This window comes from Olivibacter sp. SA151 (genome assembly GCF_054130995.1).
This window is the reverse complement of sequence record NZ_CP096391.1, coordinates 1308483-1325168: the sequence shown is the minus strand read 5'-3', so window position 1 is coordinate 1325168 and position 16686 is coordinate 1308483. Positions and strand designations below refer to the sequence as shown.

The following is a 16686-nucleotide window of genomic DNA, read 5'->3' as shown; positions in this document are numbered from 1 at the left end:
AATTATTTCCAAACCTTCGCAATAGCCCACTTATTATCAACCATTTATTTTTTCTCCTGCCTAATATTTGCACGCTTACCGGGCGTATGTTTTAGCAAGTTCTCTGAGCCATTTAATATGCTTTAAGCGGAATTGACTGTCTAAAAGCCGCCACTTCCAATTTATTCCTGTTGTTGCCGGTGTATTCATTCTTGCCTCTTTGCCCAAGCCAAGCACATCTTGCATAGGGATAATAGCCAGCTTAGCGACAGAGGCATAAGCCATTCTGATCATTTCTTCATGGATGTTAGCGCCCTTAACCTTATGACCTTGATAATACTGCAAGCGGTCTTTTCCTGCTCGATCAAGCTCTTCCTGATACCAGCCAATGACCGTGTTGTTATCGTGTGTGCCTGTATAAACAACACTGTTTATCGAATACTGATGAGGAATATGAAGCGAATAAGGCGCATCCTCTCCAAAAGCGAACTGTAAAACCCGCATCCCCGGGAGACCAAGCCGGTCTCGCAGTTCGTAGACGCCTGGACTTATATCGCCCAAGTCTTCAGCTATTAACGCAACGGCTCCAAGCTTTTCTTTCACTAATTTAAAGAGTTTCTCACGTGGCCCAATTTTCCAAGTGCCCTCCACGGCATTTTCTTTAGATGCCGGGACTTCCCAATAATCATAGAAAGCTCTGAAATGATCTAAACGAATGGAATGATACCACTCGAGATTTTTTTTAAATCTGGCTAGCCACCAAGCATACTTCTCTTGCTCGTGGGCTTTCCAGTTAAAGGTTGGCATTCCCCATAGCTGTCCTTCGGCATTAAAGTAATCGGGAGGTACGCCGGCAACTCCGCGCAAGTTTCCGTTCTCGCCTAAACTAAACAGGTGCCGGTTGGTCCAAACATCAACTGAATCGTAATTAACATATATCGGAAGATCACCCAACAATTGGATTGACAATGCTTCGCATTGCGCTTTCAGAGCTTTCCACTCGTTAAAAAATTCATATTGTTGCCATTTCAGCTCCAAGAGGTCCATCTTATACTTCTTTGCAAGATCAGCGAGGGTTTGTCTATCTCGTAATTTCAATTTATCGGGCCACTTATACCAAGGTTGTCCCTCTTGCTGTTTTTTCAGTAAGAGATAAATTGCAAAATCATCTAACCAATCACGCTCAGTCCGCATGAAACGCTCAAAGCCTTCCTGATAGCTATTTCGTTTCCCTTCAATAAAGCGTAAAAATGCTGCATGAAGCAGCTTTTGTTTGCTTGCTGAAACTTCATCATACGAGACTTGGGAATGCATAGGTAGCCTTGCATCTGCCAATTCCTTAACCGTTAGTAAGCCTTTTTGAACCAATACTTCCGGGCTGATTAAAATCGGGTTCCCTGCAAATACCGAATAAGCGCTGTAAGGAGAATAATATTCCTTCGCTCCGGTAGGATTTAATGGAAGTAACTGCCAAAAGCGTTGGCCCGCACGCGAAAGCTGTGAAGCAAAGCGTTGAGCCTCTGGCCCTAAATCGCCTATACCGAACGCAGAGGGGAGAGAAGTGAGCGACAACAAAATGCCAGCGGCTCGCGTTTTCTCCTCTTCTTCTATATGCAAAACTGTTAGCGGCAAGCGGTTCTTAAACAGATCAGCCAAATGCAGCGCTCGCTCTACTTGTCCATTTTCATTATTTAATACATCAACAAAATCGAGGGGAATATCTTCAGGCCAGTCGATCCTAGTGTCTTTCCAATTAATATCCTCAATTGGGCAAGCTTGATCTATACATAACTCAGCGATATATAAAGGGATAATGGCAATACTCCATTGTTGGCCGAATCGACGACAAAAAGCTAGTATATGATTCCGATACCGCCCTCTAACCTTCAATGGCAAATAAAGTCCTTGCTCAAACAACTTAGCGTATTGTGATCGATAATGGAGCAACTTTACGATCATCGCCATTTTTATATTGCCATTGGGATGTTCGCGCCAATATGTGAGCAAATCAATATCTTTCTTCTCAATCGACTTTAAAAATCGGTAGCGTAGCTTGTAGTCAACCTTGCGTCTGTTGTCGGGATCAACAAAACTAAGGTCTTGGTATTCCGTACCTTGGTAAAAATCCGGGACTCCAGGAGCTGTTGTTTTTAACAATACCTGTCCCAGTGAATTAAGCATTCCATACCTATCCACTTCTTCCAATAGCGATGCCCATAGCGGCCATAAACCTGCTTCCTCATCGAGCATGGAAAGAGCAAAATTAATACACTTTTCTTCGTATTCCTGATCTGGTTCCGCCCAATCGCTATGCACTTTCCCTTCTCTTAGTGCCTTTTCCAGATAGGCTGATAACCTTGTAGGATAATCCTCACGTTCTTCTTCAATGAGTGGATAAGTCGCCAATAACGTTTGATAAATAAAATAGCGGTCATTCACTTCAGGAACGACGATCTGCCTTGACTTTACCGCATTCTCCAGATTCGATACCGTTGTCTGCCATTTTTTGGGCAAACAGCTCAATGCTTGCAGTCTAGCCCGCGCATCCTCTCCGCGCTTGGTATCATGCGTGGCTGTTCCGTTCATGGCCAGCGGCCAATGTCGCTGCCGTTCTTCCATCTCCATATGGAAAGCTTTCTTTGAAAACCCGAAAGTTGACAACGAACTCCCCACTTCATTGTGGCCGATAAAGCGGTTATACGTATACATCAGCGTATCTTCCACACCTTTTGCCATCAAAGGGCCGGAAAACTGCATGAGTCGTTGATAAAAATATAATAGCCGCTCGTTAAAACGTTTATTATTGTTTTTCGGCACTGTCAACAGGAGTTCTTCCAAAACGTCAAGCGCAGCAATGAGATTTGGCTTGTTAGCTCGAATAGCCTGAAAAAGTGCTTTTAATTGCTTTCTTTCGCTTGACTCTAATGGAAAGCTGTTACCATAAAATCTATAGACTGGACAAAAAATTAGGATGGAAGAGATCGCTTCTTTCAGCAGGGTAACATCAAGCGATTCGAGTTCCACATCCGATAAAAACTTAGACCGTCGAAAAAATTCAAATAGATTGGCGGCCTCACCCTGCATATGTTGGTGCAAAATATAAGACTTCTTTTCTATCGTCTGTTGACAAATATCATCGTTATGACGACCAACCACTTGGTTGTAAATTTTATTGAAAGCACGTTCCCTGTCTGCGGTGAAAAGTTTGTTTGAAAGGGCTAAATAATCGTAGCCGGAAGTCCCTTGGATAGGCCAGACGGCCGGAAGCTTCTCCTTATCTTCAAGAATCTTTTCAACAACAATGTATACCTCGGGTCCTACAAGCTTTCTTAAATCGTACAAATACTTTTCCGGATCGAAAAGTCCGTCAATATGGTCTACACGCAAGCCTTGAAAGCAGGCCTCGTCAACCATTTGTTTTATGAATTGATGTGTTAGCGTAAATACATCATCTCGTTGCACTTGTGTGCAGATCAAACTATTAACTGTAAAAAAACGACGATAATTAATTTTTAAATCCGTTTCCTCCCAGCTGCACAGGCGGTAGTATTGCTGCTCACATACCGCGATGAGTGCCTCCTGGTCATGATTTATCTGCTCAAGTAAACGTTTCAATCGGCTTTGCACTCCCGGCGCTTGCGTATATTTATTCCATTCATCCAAAAAGTTCAGCCATGATGTTTCAAACCCCGACGCACTCCCTTTTCTTGTTTGTTCTGCTTTATCCAAAGCACTTTTCGCTGATTTTGCTTCATTTGGACTGCGTTTGAGTAAACGATCCATTATTGCTCGATAGGCATTCAAGTTTACAGGATAAAGCTGATCATAGTAAGCTAACCATAATTTGCTTTTCTTCCATACCAATTTAATTTCCTTTTGATCGATGGCTTTTTCTAAAGTCGACCCTAAGAAGGGCACCATAATAGCTCCCTGAAAAAAAACATTACCGAGCCCGGTATCAAACACATTGGCAAAGGGCGAGTTAGTCCCCTTTTCCATAACATCCATTAGCCAAGTGTTTGCATCATGAAAAGCCATATGATTAGGAACAATATCTTGTATCCACGCAAGTCCATGCGCTTTACATTTTGCCGTGAGTGTTCGCAATTCATCGAGCGTTCCTATTTCCGGATTTACTGTAAGCGGGTTTATGACATCATATCCATGGGTACTTCCAGGCACCGCTTCGAAAATGGGAGATGCATAAAGACTTTTTACACCCAAAGCTTGCCAATAAGGAACTAATTGCAGTGCATCTTTGAAGGTAAATCCTTTATGGAACTGAACACGATAAGTAGCTACAGGATTAAAAACAGTATACATGTTATTTGCTTGTTTGGTAATAAATAGATGCGCTCTGCGGAGCTAAGTGCAAAATTGGTGGGCTTGGTATTACAAAATCGTTCTGGAAGAACCGGGAATCAGAAGTATCAAAAATTTTAGCACTGGGATATTGCAGAAAGTGATCCTTTCTTTCTTGGATCTTATCACTGAAATTAAAATAAAAAAATAACGACTCCCGATCGGTCCATCGATTTAACAGCAAAACACCTGAATCGCTGCAGACCTCAACATTTATATGCTTACGGTCTAATCGATGCCATGCTTCGTATTTCTTTCTTAATTGAATTAATCGTTTATAAAAGGTAAAAATTTCCCGATGGTTCGATTCATCTAAGGCTGACCAGTTAAGCTTCGACTGTTCATAGGTAGCCACGGCCATTGGATCAGGAGCATCTTCTTCGCCATGAAAGTCCTTAAATTCAGCACGTCTACCCTTTCTTACGGCCTCTGCAAGTTCTTCATCGGTATGACTGACGAAATATAGGAAAGGTTTTTTCTCCCCATATTCTTCCCCCATAAATAACATAGGAATATAAGGGGACGCCAACACAGCAGTAGCCATTACCTTCTGCAATCCCTCACTGTATAAGGCACTACTGCGTTCGCCCAACATACGATTGCCAATTTGATCATGATTTTGAGAAAAAACGACAAACTGACTTCCACTAGCTTCGGACGCTTTATTGCCGAATGTTTTTTTTCGATGAGGTGAATACGTCCCGTCATAAACATACCCATCGCGAAAAGACTTTGCCAAGTGAATTAGCGGTTCGAAATCGGCATAGTATCCGTTTCGGGGCTCGCCCACGGTAACTCTCAAGGCATGATGAAACTCATCGATCCATTGCGCATGCAGTCCATAACCGCCCTCGTTTACCGGAGTTATATAACGGACATCATTTAAATCGCACTCGCCGATAAGGTAATACGGCTTTCCACTGACGGCTGAAAGCTCATCCAGCTGTTCACGCATGGCTGCCAAAATATGCTTTGCTCCGTAATCCTTGATAGCATGTACGGCATCCAGTCGAAGTGCGTCAATATGAAAATCGCGAAACCACATCCGCATATTCTCAAGAATAAATTGCCGTACGCCATCGCAATAAGCATCATCCACATTGATGGCTTTTCCCCATGGCGTATGGTATTTATCGGTAAAAAAAGGCCCATATGATTCGAGATAATTCCCTTCCGGTCCGACATGGTTATAAACGACGTCTAGAATAACGGCTATCCCTTTGCGATGACAGGCGTCAACTAAGCGTTGCAAAGCGCGCGGCCCACCGTAACTTGCTTGGACAGCAAAAGGAAAGACACCGTCATAGCCCCAGTTTCTTTCACCGGGAAATTGGGCTACCGGCATGATCTCAATCGCGTTTACACCTAATTCAATTAAGTGATCAAGCTTGCCGACAATCCCGTCAAAAGTTCCATCAGAAGTAAACGTACCCACATGAAGCTCATAAATAAGATAGTCTTCCAATGCCAGGTTATGCCATTGTTGGTCTGACCAATTGTGTTTGCTTAGGTCGATAGCCTGAGAATACCCTTGGACGCCCTGAGGCTGAAAACGAGAGGCAGGATCCGGCAAAGCGGATTCCTGATCTAAAGCTACCTTGTATAAGGTACCATCTTTTATTTTTTCGGTATTGGCAGACCAAAAACCAAAGCCGGCCTCCTTCAGGTCGATTACGTCACCATTTTCGATATGTACGCGGACTTCCTTACTACTCGGTGCCCATACTCCTATTGTGGTTTGACCGGTATGAATATCTACTCCAAAAGCATTAAAATTAAGTGATCGGCTCATAATATAATCGTGAAGTTAACCCTGTAAAGGGGCATGAAAAAGAACAACGGAACGCCCGGCCACTTTGATGACATCACCCGGTTGATAACCATTCTCATCTTCTACCTGTGCATCGTCGGTATTTAATACTTTAGTCCACTTACTTCCATATTTTTCATTTGGAAGCTTATAATCAATCGGCTCATGATGAGCATTGAAGATTACATAAAAATGATCGTCGTAAATTTTATTGCCTTTAGGGTCTACCGACCTAATTCCTCTACCATCTAGATAAACCGCGAGCGATTTAGCAGTATCATTATCCCATGCTTCGTCCGGCATAATATTACCTTCCGGCAAAAACCAAACGATATCTTCAACACCGGCACCCTTTATCTTCTGTCCCATGAACCATTTTCGGCGGCAAAAGGTTGGATGACTTTTTCTTAAGTTTATTAACTTTTTGGTAAAGGCTAACAAGTCCTGATCTGCCTCTTTCCAATTATACCATGATATTTCATTATCCTGGCAATAGCCATTGTTGTTCCCTTGTTGTGTACGTCCCAATTCATCGCCACCCAATAACATAGGAATACCTTGAGATAAAAACAAGGTGGTTAAAAAATTCCGTTTTTGTTTAGACCGCAACGCCAAAACTTCCAAATTATCAGTTGGACCTTCTTCTCCACAGTTCCAAGAGCGATTATGGCTCTCCCCATCGTTGTTATCCTCGCCATTGGCTTCGTTATGTTTTTCGTTATAAGAAACCAAATCATTCAGGGTAAAACCGTCGTGCGCAGTAATAAAGTTTACACTGGCTGTCGGTGTTCTGTAATCATCCCGATACAAATCGGAGCTACCGGTAAATCGAGAGGCAAATTCACCTAATTTACTTTCCTCTCCGCGCCAGTAATCGCGTATACAATCACGATATTTTCCATTCCATTCCACCCAGCCTGCAGGAAAGTTACCTACCTGGTACCCCCCTTCTCCGATATCCCAAGGCTCTGCAATCAACTTTACCTGCGAGATAATTGGATCTTGGTGGATAATATCAAAAAATGCGCTCAGCTTATTTACGTCATGAAACTCGCGCGCTAACGTTGATGCCAAATCAAAACGGAAGCCGTCAACACGCATTTCTAAAATCCAATAACGAAGACTATCCATAATCAGTTGCAGCACATTTGGCAGATTGGCATTCAAAGTATTTCCGGTACCGGTATAATCTACGTAATAACGACCATCTTCAGTAAGCCGATAATAAGAGCTATTATCAATGCCACGAAAACTTAGCGTTGGCCCTAATTCGTTGCCCTCAGCTGTGTGATTGTATACTACATCTAAAATCACTTCGATACCTGCTTCATGTAGATTTTTTACCATCTGTTTAAACTCTGTAACCTGCTCACCATTCATGCCACTGGAGCTATACTTTACATCAGGTGCAAAGAAACCTATCGTATTGTAGCCCCAATAATTGCTTAGGCCAATATCCTGGAGATGCCAGTCATTTACAAAATGGTGAATGGGCAAGAGTTCTATGGAAGTAATTCCAAGATCTTTTAGATATTGAACAGTTGTGGGATGACCGATAGCTGCATAGCTACCTCGGATATTATCCGGGATATCGGGATGTGTATAAGTGAACCCCTTAACATGTGCTTCATAGATGATGGTCTGATGGTACATAACATTAGGCTTTCGATCGTTCCCCCAATCGAAGGAATCATCGATAACAACCGATTTGGGAACATATGGGGCACTATCCTGTTCGTTAAAACTTAGGTCTTTTTCGTCATCTTTGATATTGTATCCAAAAATAGACTCGTGCCACTTGATAACACCGGCTATTGCCTTGGCGTAGGGATCCATCAAAAGCTTATTTGGATTAAAGCGATGTCCTTCATCCGGTTTATAGGGGCCATGGACCCGATAGCCGTATTTCTGTCCGGGTTTCACATCCGGAAGGTAGATATGCCAAATATCATGGGTTCTTTCTTTGATAGGTATTCGTTCTTCATTGGCATCTGATTGATCTGAATCAAAGAGGCAAAGTTCAACGCCTTCTGCGTGTCTGGCAAATAAAGCGAAGTTCGTTCCTTTGCCATCATAGGTGGCCCCTTGCGGATAGGGACTACCAGGGTAGACTTTTCGTTCCATAGTTTTTAAATCTCATTATATCTGTAACAAGGATTCTGCGTAAGCTTCTTCGATATCCTGCAAATAATTGCCGTGGTGACGAACTTCTTAAGATATCGACTCTCATTGAACAAGCGTATCGGGCTTTTGTTTAGGGAATACGGACTACTGGGGCGCTTTTTTTTTCAACTCCCGAAAGGTGTTCAATTCTATATCACCTTCAAAAAAAAACGCCTGAACAGCATGTTCAGGCGTTTGTATTATTTTTAATAATATTATTAATATTTTGCAGGAACGCCGCTCTTTACGGTCGACTTAGCAATAAATTCCCGCAGATCATCATTTGCTTTTTCTAAATCCACCTGCCGCATGTAAATCATATGCCCTGTGCGATATCCCTTAAAAGACATTCTATCCTGAAACTTCCCGGCAGGATCCATTTGCCACAAATTATATTTAGCATTAAAATAGTCGCAAGCACCGTCATAATAGCCGGATTGCACCATGACATGCAGATAAGGGTTTTCTGCCATGGCTTGTTGTAGATCGTTGCCTGTATGATCATCACTACGATCCCAAGGATATACAGAACCAAAGACATTATACTTTACGTCGGTTTTGAAATTCAGTTCGTTGCGAACATAATAGTTGATTGCGGGAGTAAAGGAGTGCATCCAGGAGCTAAGCTCAGCATTATAGTCCGGCCGCTCGCCCCCATCTTTTTTATCTTTACCAAGATAGCGCGAATCCAAACGTCCAATGGTTAAACCTCTATCACGCAACAGTTCTTTCCAAAAAAACTGAGTAGATATGTCGAAATTATTCTGAAGTATTAACTTTTCCGATATTCCTGCATATCGCGCCATTTTCGACGCAATTTGTTGTTTCTCGGCCATCGGTACCGAACCACCTCGCGTTACCGTGGGCAACAATTCGTTTACGGTGAATTCTTCAACTTCAGGCAGTAATTGATCCAAGTCTTTTTGCTGCATATCGCTTCCAAGCGCCTTATGATACCAAGCCGTAGCCGCAAAATAAGGGAGCCGCAAGGCAAGGTCTACCGGCCCTTCTCTTTTTAATCCGAGGTCGGTTGGAGACACCAAAACGACTCCATTAAGATACATCCATTGCGCATCCTGAAGCTCAAGTGCCAAGCCCGATACACGCGTTGTTCCGTAACTCTCTCCAATTAGATATTTGGGAGACTGCCACCTATTGATTCTGGTAACAAAGGTATTCAACCAGGCAGCCAAGTATTTGATATCGGCATTTACTCCGAAAAACAGTGACTTATCTGTTTTTTTATCCAGAATTCTTGAATAGCCGGTGTTTACAGGATTAATGTAAACGATATCGGCTACATCTAAAATAGAATAGGGATTATCGCGCATCTCTCCATATGGCTGCACCGGATAGCCCTCATCATCCAAAGTCAGAATCCGCGGTCCTGTATAACCAATTTCCATCCATAAGGACGCCGAACCGGGCCCTCCGTTAAACGAGATCACCAAGGGTCGATGCTTTTTGTCGTTTACGTCCGATCGTTCATAATAGGTATAGTTGACCGTTGCAATGGCTTTGCCTTCGTCATTCCATATCGGCTGCATACCGATGCTTGTATTATAAGCAATTTTGCTCCCTTTAATGACGGTGGTATGCTTCGTGGAGATAACCGTATCGGCCGGTGGATCCGGTTGCGCAAAGGATTTACTAAAAAATAGATACAGGCATAAAGCAAGTAGACAGATTTTTTTCATGTAAGCTGATTTGATTGCTATAAAAATAGCGATTAGTTCAAAAAGGCTGTGTGTTCTACAACAATATTACAAACTATCTTAACACCTTTGGTTACGAAGCAGCTTATTCATACTTAATACTGCTCACTATCATTCGGAAATTCTACGGCCTTTACATCCGCGATGTATTGTTGAACCGCGGAGGTAATCAGTTGATCAAGTTGCAAATACTGGCGAACGAATTTCGGTTTAAAATGCTTATTCAACCCTAATAAGTCATGAACAACCAGCACTTGTCCATCCGTTGCCGAACCTGCGCCTATACCAATGGTTGGTATACGCAAATGATCCGTTACTTCTTTCGCCAGTTTGGCGGGAATTTTTTCTAACACAACGGCAAAACAACCCAACTCATGCAAAAGTTGCGCATCTGTATTCAATTTATGCGCTTCATGTACACCGGTCGCCCTTAAACCGTAACCACCATACGTGTTTATCGACTGAGGCATAAGTCCGAGATGTCCCATTACCGGTATACCGGCATTGATAATTAATTTGATAGCTTCTTTGATTTCTATCCCGCCTTCCAATTTCAGCGCATGGGCGCCCGTTTCTTTCATAACCCGTACGGCTGCTTTTAGAGCATCATATGGGTCTCCCTGGTAGCTTCCAAAAGGTAAATCAACCACCAGCATGGCTCGTTTGATTGCCCGGGAAACTGAGGCGGCATGGTATATCATCTGATCTAAGGTTATTGGTAACGTGGTATCGTAACCTGCCATTACATTGGCAGCCGAGTCACCCACTAAGATTATATCAACACCCGCTGCATCTAAAATACTTGCCATGGTATAATCATAAGCCGTTAATACCGAAATTTTTTCACCGGTAGCTTTCATCTCTAAGATGCTATTTACCGTAACTTTTCTAACTTCTTTATGTATCGACATATAGCAAAGGTAATAATAGGTAGGTATAGTTGACCACTTTTTCTTTACCTTTGCCCCTATGTTATCGATTACTGAAGAGAATTATCTGAAAGTATTGTTGCATATTGCAGAGGACAGCAATGGCCAACAAGAAGCTGGCACGAATCAAATTGCCTCACAGCTTCACGTGCGACCTGCTACCGCCACAGATATGCTAAAGAAATTAAAGGAAAAGGGCTTAGTAGATTACCAAAAATATGGCAAAATCTCCTTAACGGATCAAGGACGCGCTCATGCAATTGCCGTGGTGCGAAAACATCGCCTTTGGGAAACGTTTTTATTTGATAAATTAGGGTTTAGTTGGGACGAAGTACATGAAGTTGCTGAACAACTTGAACACATCAAATCTGAAAAACTGATTGAGCGATTGGACAAGTATCTCGGTTGTCCACAATTTGATCCTCATGGTGATGCAATTCCCTCTGCTAAAGGGGTGCTGGTTACAGAAAAAAGAAAGACCCTGGCAGAAGCCACGTTGGGAAGCAAGAAAAAGGTAAATGCAGTGAAAGATAACAGTCCTGAATTTTTACAATATGTCTCTCAACTGGGCATAGCTATTGGTGACCCCATCCTGATCAAGAAGCGCTTCGCTTTTGATGGATCAATGGAGATTGAAATAGATGGGAAAACGACTACCATTTCGCAAAAGGTTGCCGAGAACATTTTTATTAAATAGATTAAGATAAAGAGTTATGTCTAACGACATTAATATAAGGAATAAAAAGGCTTATTATGAATACCATATCCTTGAAAAGTATATTGCCGGTATTCAATTATTGGGAACCGAGATAAAATCGATCCGGCAGTCCAAGGCGAATATAGGGGATGCGTTTTGCGCGTTCTTAAATGATGGCTTGTATATTCGGAATATGCATATAGCTGAGTATTCACATGGCTCCTTTTATAATCATGAATCAAAGCGCGACAGAAAACTTCTGTTGACCAAAAAAGAGTTAGCTAAATTAAAAATTAAAGGGGAAGAAAAGGGCTTCACGATAATTCCGCTAAAGATTTTCGTAAATGAGCGGGGGTATGCGAAAGTCGAAATTGCACTTGCTCAAGGAAAAAAAGATTACGACAAAAGGGAAAGTATCAAAGAACGGGATACAAAAAGGGAATTGTCACGAACTTATAAGCTGTAACATCGGTAACCACGCCTTTGCATCCTGACGGCGCACAGGATGTAAAACCTACCAGGCCTGATCGCCAACAAGCGGAACGAATCGAAAGGTATCAAGTTCGATCTTCTCAAAATCTTGTTCACCTGTACGAATAACCGTCACCATTTTTTGCGTCTTTGCATCACCTACCGGAATAACCAATATACCTCCAATCGCCAATTGTTTTAACATGATTTCGGGCACAAAGGGTGCACCTGCTGTTACAATAATTTTGTGATAAGGAGCATGTTGAGGCAATCCTTTTGAACCATCTCCTAAAAAAAAGTGGGCTTGGTATCCCATGTAGGGAAGCACTTTAATAGTCCTATTATAAAGATTAGTTTGCCGTTCAATGGTAAAAACTTCGGCTCCAAGTTCGAGTAAAATACATGTTTGGTAACCTGAACCCGTTCCAATTTCAAGCACCTTATCCCCTCTCCTAATATGCAACAGCTCCGTTTGATAGGCTACCGTGTAAGGTTGAGAGATTGTCTGTCCGTCGCCTATAGGAAAAGCGATGTCTTTGTACGCTTGTGTCCAAAAGGTCTCATCAAAAAAAAAGTGGCGTGGCACCTTTCCAACAGCGCTCAATACGGCCTCATCAGCAATACCTCTTTTTCTTAGTGTTTCAACCAGTTGCTTTCTGGCACCTTTTTCCCGATAGTTGTCTACAAATTTATAAGCCATTACTCTTCCAAAAATACGTTTGTTTTGGCATTAAAAGAAGCTCGTTTGGATGGTCTAATCCTAATTAATTCAGGACTTGGGTATTATTTTTTACTTTTTTGGCGCATTCGACAAAATCTTCATATCTTTCTAGCGTCTTTGGATCGTTAAATGTAATAACATGAGGAAAGTACTTTTGGCCTTAGTATTCTTTAGTATAAGTTTTCCATTGTGTGCGCAAATTACACGTATTGATACGCTAGCATACAAACCGATTCATATCCCCCAAAAGCAAGGACCTCGTTTTTCCGAGTTTTTATATTCAGTTGGATTACGAGCCTTCGCCTACGAACAATTCCCCAAAATACTGGACCAAACTACACGTGAACATTTTTATTCATCGGCATTTAATGGTTTATTTTTCAAGTTTAATGACAACCAAATAAGCTACCGAATCGCCGGCTCGTATTTCGACAAAGATGTTTCGCTCAATGGCAATTGCATCAATTGCAGTGGCAACGGAAACTTAAAAAACACAACCATCAAGATTGGGTTTGAAAAAAATATAACCTATACGCGTTTACAGCCTTACTTTGGTCTGGATCTCGGTTATACATACCAGAAATACAAAGGCTCATACATGAATGGCAGCGATATAAACGTTACAAATGATGCTGTTATCGATCGGAAAGATGCGATATTGGCATCTCCCTTTATCGGCCTAAAATTTAATATTATCCCTACAGTGACCATAGCCGCCGAGAGCAACCTAACCGTTGCTTACAGTTTTCAAAAGATAGAAATTGCCCACGATGAAACGACTGAAAAAAGACCAACTGAAAAAGGTTGGGAGTATTATTTCGGCCCTGTTGGCATCCTGAGTGTACAATTTAATTTTGGCAATCTATATTAATAAGGATCCACATCCAGTTGCACAAAAACTCCTTTATTTGCCTTGTTACTTTCAAAAGTGATGAGTAGCTGGCGAAGAGCCGTCTTTACTTTTTGTATACTGGTTCCATCACGTTCGACTTTAATCAGCAGGGTATTAATAAAATAATTTCTGATGCGCGAAATGAGTGGCGTTTCGGGACCTAAAACCCGATTACCGAAGGCCTCCTTCAGTAAGGTACCCAAACGTTGGGCAGCATTATACGCCTCGTTTTGATCTTTGTGTTTTACGTCAATCTTAATCAATCGATAAAAAGGTGGGTAAGCATAATGTTTCCGCTCTTGAACCTCAGTCATAAACATCCCTTCATAATCATGATGTACGACCTGCTCGAGTACGCGATGCTGGGTTGCGTAAGCCTGTATAATAACATTTCCTGCGGAACTTCTCCTTCCGGCACGACCGCTTACTTGCGACAACAAAGAAAAGCTTCTTTCAAAAGCTCTGAAGTCGGGATAATTAATCAAGGCGTCTGCATTGATAATTCCAATAACGGTAACCTTACCAAAGTCCAATCCTTTTGCTACCATTTGGGTACCAACAAGCACATTGAACTGCTGCTCATCGAAGTCGGTAATTATCCGTTCGAAGCTATCCTTCCCCCTTGTGGAATCCAAATCTAGACGGCCGATTTTGGCTTCCGGAATCAACATGGACAGTTCCTCTTCAATCCGCTCCGTGCCAAAACCTTTATTCTCTAAGTGCGTGGATCCGCAAGCAGGACATACCTGGATCTGCTCTTCTTTAAATCCACAGTAATGACAATGTAATTTACCTGTACTCTTATGAAAAGTTAAACTAACATCACAGTTTGTACATTTCGGAGTGTATCCACAAGTGCGGCACAACAGCATCGGGGTATACCCTCTTCTATTCTGGAAAAGAATTACCTGCTCTTTATTATTTATTGCCTGCTTAATCTCATTTAATAACACTTCACTGAAATAAGACTGCAGTCGCTTATCACGACCTTCTTCCTTTAAGCTCACAATACGGATCGTCGGAAGCTTAGATTCACCATATCGTTGCGACAAGGTCACTAATCCATATTTGTTTGACTTGGCATTGTAATAGGTCTCAATAGAAGGTGTAGCTGACCCTAACAGCACTTTTGCATGATGTAAATGTCCAAGATAGACCGCTGTGTCCCTGGCATGATAACGAGGGGCGGGATCGAATTGCTTAAAAGAAATTTCGTGTTCTTCGTCTATAATGATCAAGCCCAGGTTTTGAAAAGGTAAAAAGACGGCCGATCGAGCACCTAAAATTACTCTAATCTCGCCCTTTAAAACTTTTTGCCATACTTCTGCCCGCTCATTATCATTAAAACGGGAATGATAGACCCCCACTTCCTGTCCGAAGTATATCCGGAGACGTTCTACTATTTGTGAAGTTAAAGCGATTTCGGGTAGAAGATACAGGATCGTGTTTCCTTGTGTAAGCGCCGCTTCAATAAGGCGAATATATAGCTGGGTCTTACCGGAAGCGGTAATACCGTGAAGTAACACGACGTCTTTTTCTAAAAATTGACGCTGTATTGATTCAATCGCCTCTTGCTGCGCTGCACTTAAATCAAAACCGGACTCCACGAAAACATCTTCACCATATAACCGGCTTACAACGCGCTCCTCAATGATAAAAACGCCTTTATCTATCAAAGCCTTTAAGGCCGACTGCCCACAGCCGCTTGCTTCCAATAATTCACTCTTTGCTATGTGCTCTTGTCTTTTACGCAACTGTAAATAAGCTAATACGGCATCTTGCTGTTTAGGGGCACGCTCTAAACTATCCAAAAGCAGATGCCGCTCCTCGCCCTGATCAAAAAAGGAGCTGAGAACGACGAACGCCTTTTTCTTTGGCTTGTAGCGTTCCCGCAGCTCTTCAGATATGACAATGGCATCTTTATTAAACAGGCTTTTTAATATAGGGAACACCGTTTTTTGTCCTAACAACTTCATGATGTCGCTCACCTTCAGCTCGCCGGCCAAATCAAGAGCATCCAATATTAGAAATTCTTTATCATTGAGGGAAGTTCTGTCTACCAAAGCCAATCGATCGGATGCCATTACTTTCGTCTCGGAGGCCAGTTTGAAAACGGCCGGCATGGCAGCCTGCATGACCTCGCCTATATGACACATGTAATAGTCGCTCACCCAATCCCAAAGCTTCAACTGATCTGCAGTAACGACCGGTGAATCATCTAAAACATCCAATATATATTTCGCCTCATAGCGTTCGGGTGCTTTTGATGATATAGCATAGACAATTGCAGCGTATATCTTACTTTTTCCAAATTGTACGATAACCCTTTTCCCAACAGCCACCGACGACGTCAGTTCATAAGGTACACGATAAGTGTAAGTTTTCGAAATAGCTAATGGCAGTATAACATCAACAAACTTTGTAGTTCTTTCCTGTTGATGTCCTTCCGCCTGAAGTTCTAACATAAATAATAAGATTATAAAAATGTGGAGCCAACTACCTCCCTTTCAGGGTAGCTAAAAACAAACTGGCCCAACCTAAGATGAAGGCCAATCCTCCCAAGGGTGTTATAGGCCCCAAAATATGTGTGGCACTGATTCCTGTTAGCTCACGTGTAGATAACAAATACAATGAGCCCGAGAAGAAAAATATACCGATTGTAAAAGCAATATAGGAAAGATTGATCAATATGTTCTTTGCGCGCGAAAAAGTAGCTAAAAAGAGAAGGGCTAACGTATGGTAAAATTGATAGTTAACGGCCGTATGCCAATTATCCAGGCTCTGGTCGCTTATTCGACCCGAAAGACCATGTGCACCAAATGCCCCCAAAACAACCGCTATCATCCCAAAAAAAGCAGCTGTAAGTATAATACGTTTGTTCATGTAGTCAGTTCAGTTTTATCCGCTAATTTAATAAACCTATTACATATTCGCTTGGTGCGATGTT

General features: G+C 42.1%; 11 protein-coding genes. 3 read left to right on the top strand and 8 right to left on the bottom strand.

Annotated elements, in window-relative coordinates; genetic code table 11:
* Positions 1–75 precede the first annotated feature (75 nt).
* From treY to panB, 5 genes are all read right to left on the bottom strand, one after another.
* On the bottom strand, positions 76–4302 hold the full coding sequence (gene treY / locus M1D52_RS05085) for a malto-oligosyltrehalose synthase (protein WP_437394446.1): 4227 nt from the start codon (positions 4300–4302) through the stop codon (positions 76–78).
* A 1-nt stretch (position 4303) separates the two neighbouring features.
* Entirely contained in the window at positions 4304–6133 is a 1830-nt protein-coding gene (gene treZ / locus M1D52_RS05080; RefSeq protein ID WP_437394447.1) for a malto-oligosyltrehalose trehalohydrolase, read from the bottom strand.
* A 15-nt stretch (positions 6134–6148) separates the two neighbouring features.
* Positions 6149–8275: a glycogen debranching protein GlgX gene (gene glgX, locus M1D52_RS05075; protein ID WP_437394448.1), complete on the bottom strand. Its 2127-nt coding sequence runs from the start codon at positions 8273–8275 to the stop codon at positions 6149–6151.
* A gap of 257 nt (positions 8276–8532) precedes the next feature.
* Complete coding sequence (locus tag M1D52_RS05070; RefSeq protein ID WP_013663629.1) at positions 8533–10011, bottom strand: S10 family peptidase; 1479 nt, start codon at positions 10009–10011, stop codon at positions 8533–8535.
* A gap of 113 nt (positions 10012–10124) precedes the next feature.
* Positions 10125–10940: a 3-methyl-2-oxobutanoate hydroxymethyltransferase gene (panB, locus tag M1D52_RS05065; protein ID WP_013663630.1), complete on the bottom strand. Its 816-nt coding sequence runs from the start codon at positions 10938–10940 to the stop codon at positions 10125–10127.
* Between the two features lie 58 nt (positions 10941–10998).
* Between panB and M1D52_RS05060 the strand changes: the two genes are divergently transcribed.
* Entirely contained in the window at positions 10999–11655 is a 657-nt protein-coding gene (locus M1D52_RS05060; RefSeq protein ID WP_013663631.1) for a metal-dependent transcriptional regulator, read from the top strand.
* A 16-nt stretch (positions 11656–11671) separates the two neighbouring features.
* Positions 11672–12121, top strand: a complete 450-nt coding sequence (gene smpB, locus M1D52_RS05055; RefSeq protein ID WP_130857894.1) for an SsrA-binding protein — start codon at positions 11672–11674, stop codon at positions 12119–12121.
* Between the two features lie 48 nt (positions 12122–12169).
* On the opposite strand, the gene M1D52_RS05050 is transcribed toward smpB, so the two are convergent.
* Positions 12170–12826, bottom strand: a complete 657-nt coding sequence (locus tag M1D52_RS05050) for a protein-L-isoaspartate(D-aspartate) O-methyltransferase (protein ID WP_013663633.1) — start codon at positions 12824–12826, stop codon at positions 12170–12172.
* 160 nt (positions 12827–12986) lie between these two features.
* Here M1D52_RS05050 and M1D52_RS05045 point away from each other — a divergent pair, with 160 nt between their 5' ends.
* Positions 12987–13718, top strand: coding sequence for a hypothetical protein (locus M1D52_RS05045; RefSeq protein WP_130857892.1), 732 nt, complete (start codon positions 12987–12989; stop codon positions 13716–13718).
* Here M1D52_RS05045 and priA read toward each other — a convergent pair.
* Together priA and M1D52_RS05035 are read right to left on the bottom strand one after the other, a co-directional pair.
* Complete coding sequence (gene priA, locus M1D52_RS05040) at positions 13715–16204, bottom strand: replication restart helicase PriA (protein ID WP_130857891.1); 2490 nt, start codon at positions 16202–16204, stop codon at positions 13715–13717. The two genes, M1D52_RS05045 and priA, sit on opposite strands and share 4 nt — an antisense overlap.
* 31 nt (positions 16205–16235) lie before the next feature.
* Complete coding sequence (locus M1D52_RS05035; RefSeq protein ID WP_013663636.1) at positions 16236–16622, bottom strand: DUF423 domain-containing protein; 387 nt, start codon at positions 16620–16622, stop codon at positions 16236–16238.
* Positions 16623–16686: the final 64 nt, after the last annotated feature.

What these genes read in the sequence shown, in the direction of transcription:
- priA (WP_130857891.1), bottom strand. Translation starts at nt 16,204, where the DNA reads ATGTTAGAACTTCAGGCGGAAGGACATCAACAGGAAAGAACTACAAAG.
- treY (WP_437394446.1), bottom strand. Translation starts at nt 4,302, where the DNA reads ATGTATACTGTTTTTAATCCTGTAGCTACTTATCGTGTTCAGTTCCAT.
- panB (WP_013663630.1), bottom strand. Translation starts at nt 10,940, where the DNA reads ATGTCGATACATAAAGAAGTTAGAAAAGTTACGGTAAATAGCATCTTA.
- smpB (WP_130857894.1), top strand. Translation starts at nt 11,672, where the DNA reads ATGTCTAACGACATTAATATAAGGAATAAAAAGGCTTATTATGAATAC.
- treZ (WP_437394447.1), bottom strand. Translation starts at nt 6,133, where the DNA reads ATGAGCCGATCACTTAATTTTAATGCTTTTGGAGTAGATATTCATACC.
- M1D52_RS05070 (WP_013663629.1), bottom strand. Translation starts at nt 10,011, where the DNA reads ATGAAAAAAATCTGTCTACTTGCTTTATGCCTGTATCTATTTTTTAGT.
- M1D52_RS05060 (WP_013663631.1), top strand. Translation starts at nt 10,999, where the DNA reads ATGTTATCGATTACTGAAGAGAATTATCTGAAAGTATTGTTGCATATT.
- glgX (WP_437394448.1), bottom strand. Translation starts at nt 8,275, where the DNA reads ATGGAACGAAAAGTCTACCCTGGTAGTCCCTATCCGCAAGGGGCCACC.
- M1D52_RS05050 (WP_013663633.1), bottom strand. Translation starts at nt 12,826, where the DNA reads ATGGCTTATAAATTTGTAGACAACTATCGGGAAAAAGGTGCCAGAAAG.
- M1D52_RS05035 (WP_013663636.1), bottom strand. Translation starts at nt 16,622, where the DNA reads ATGAACAAACGTATTATACTTACAGCTGCTTTTTTTGGGATGATAGCG.
- M1D52_RS05045 (WP_130857892.1), top strand. Translation starts at nt 12,987, where the DNA reads ATGAGGAAAGTACTTTTGGCCTTAGTATTCTTTAGTATAAGTTTTCCA.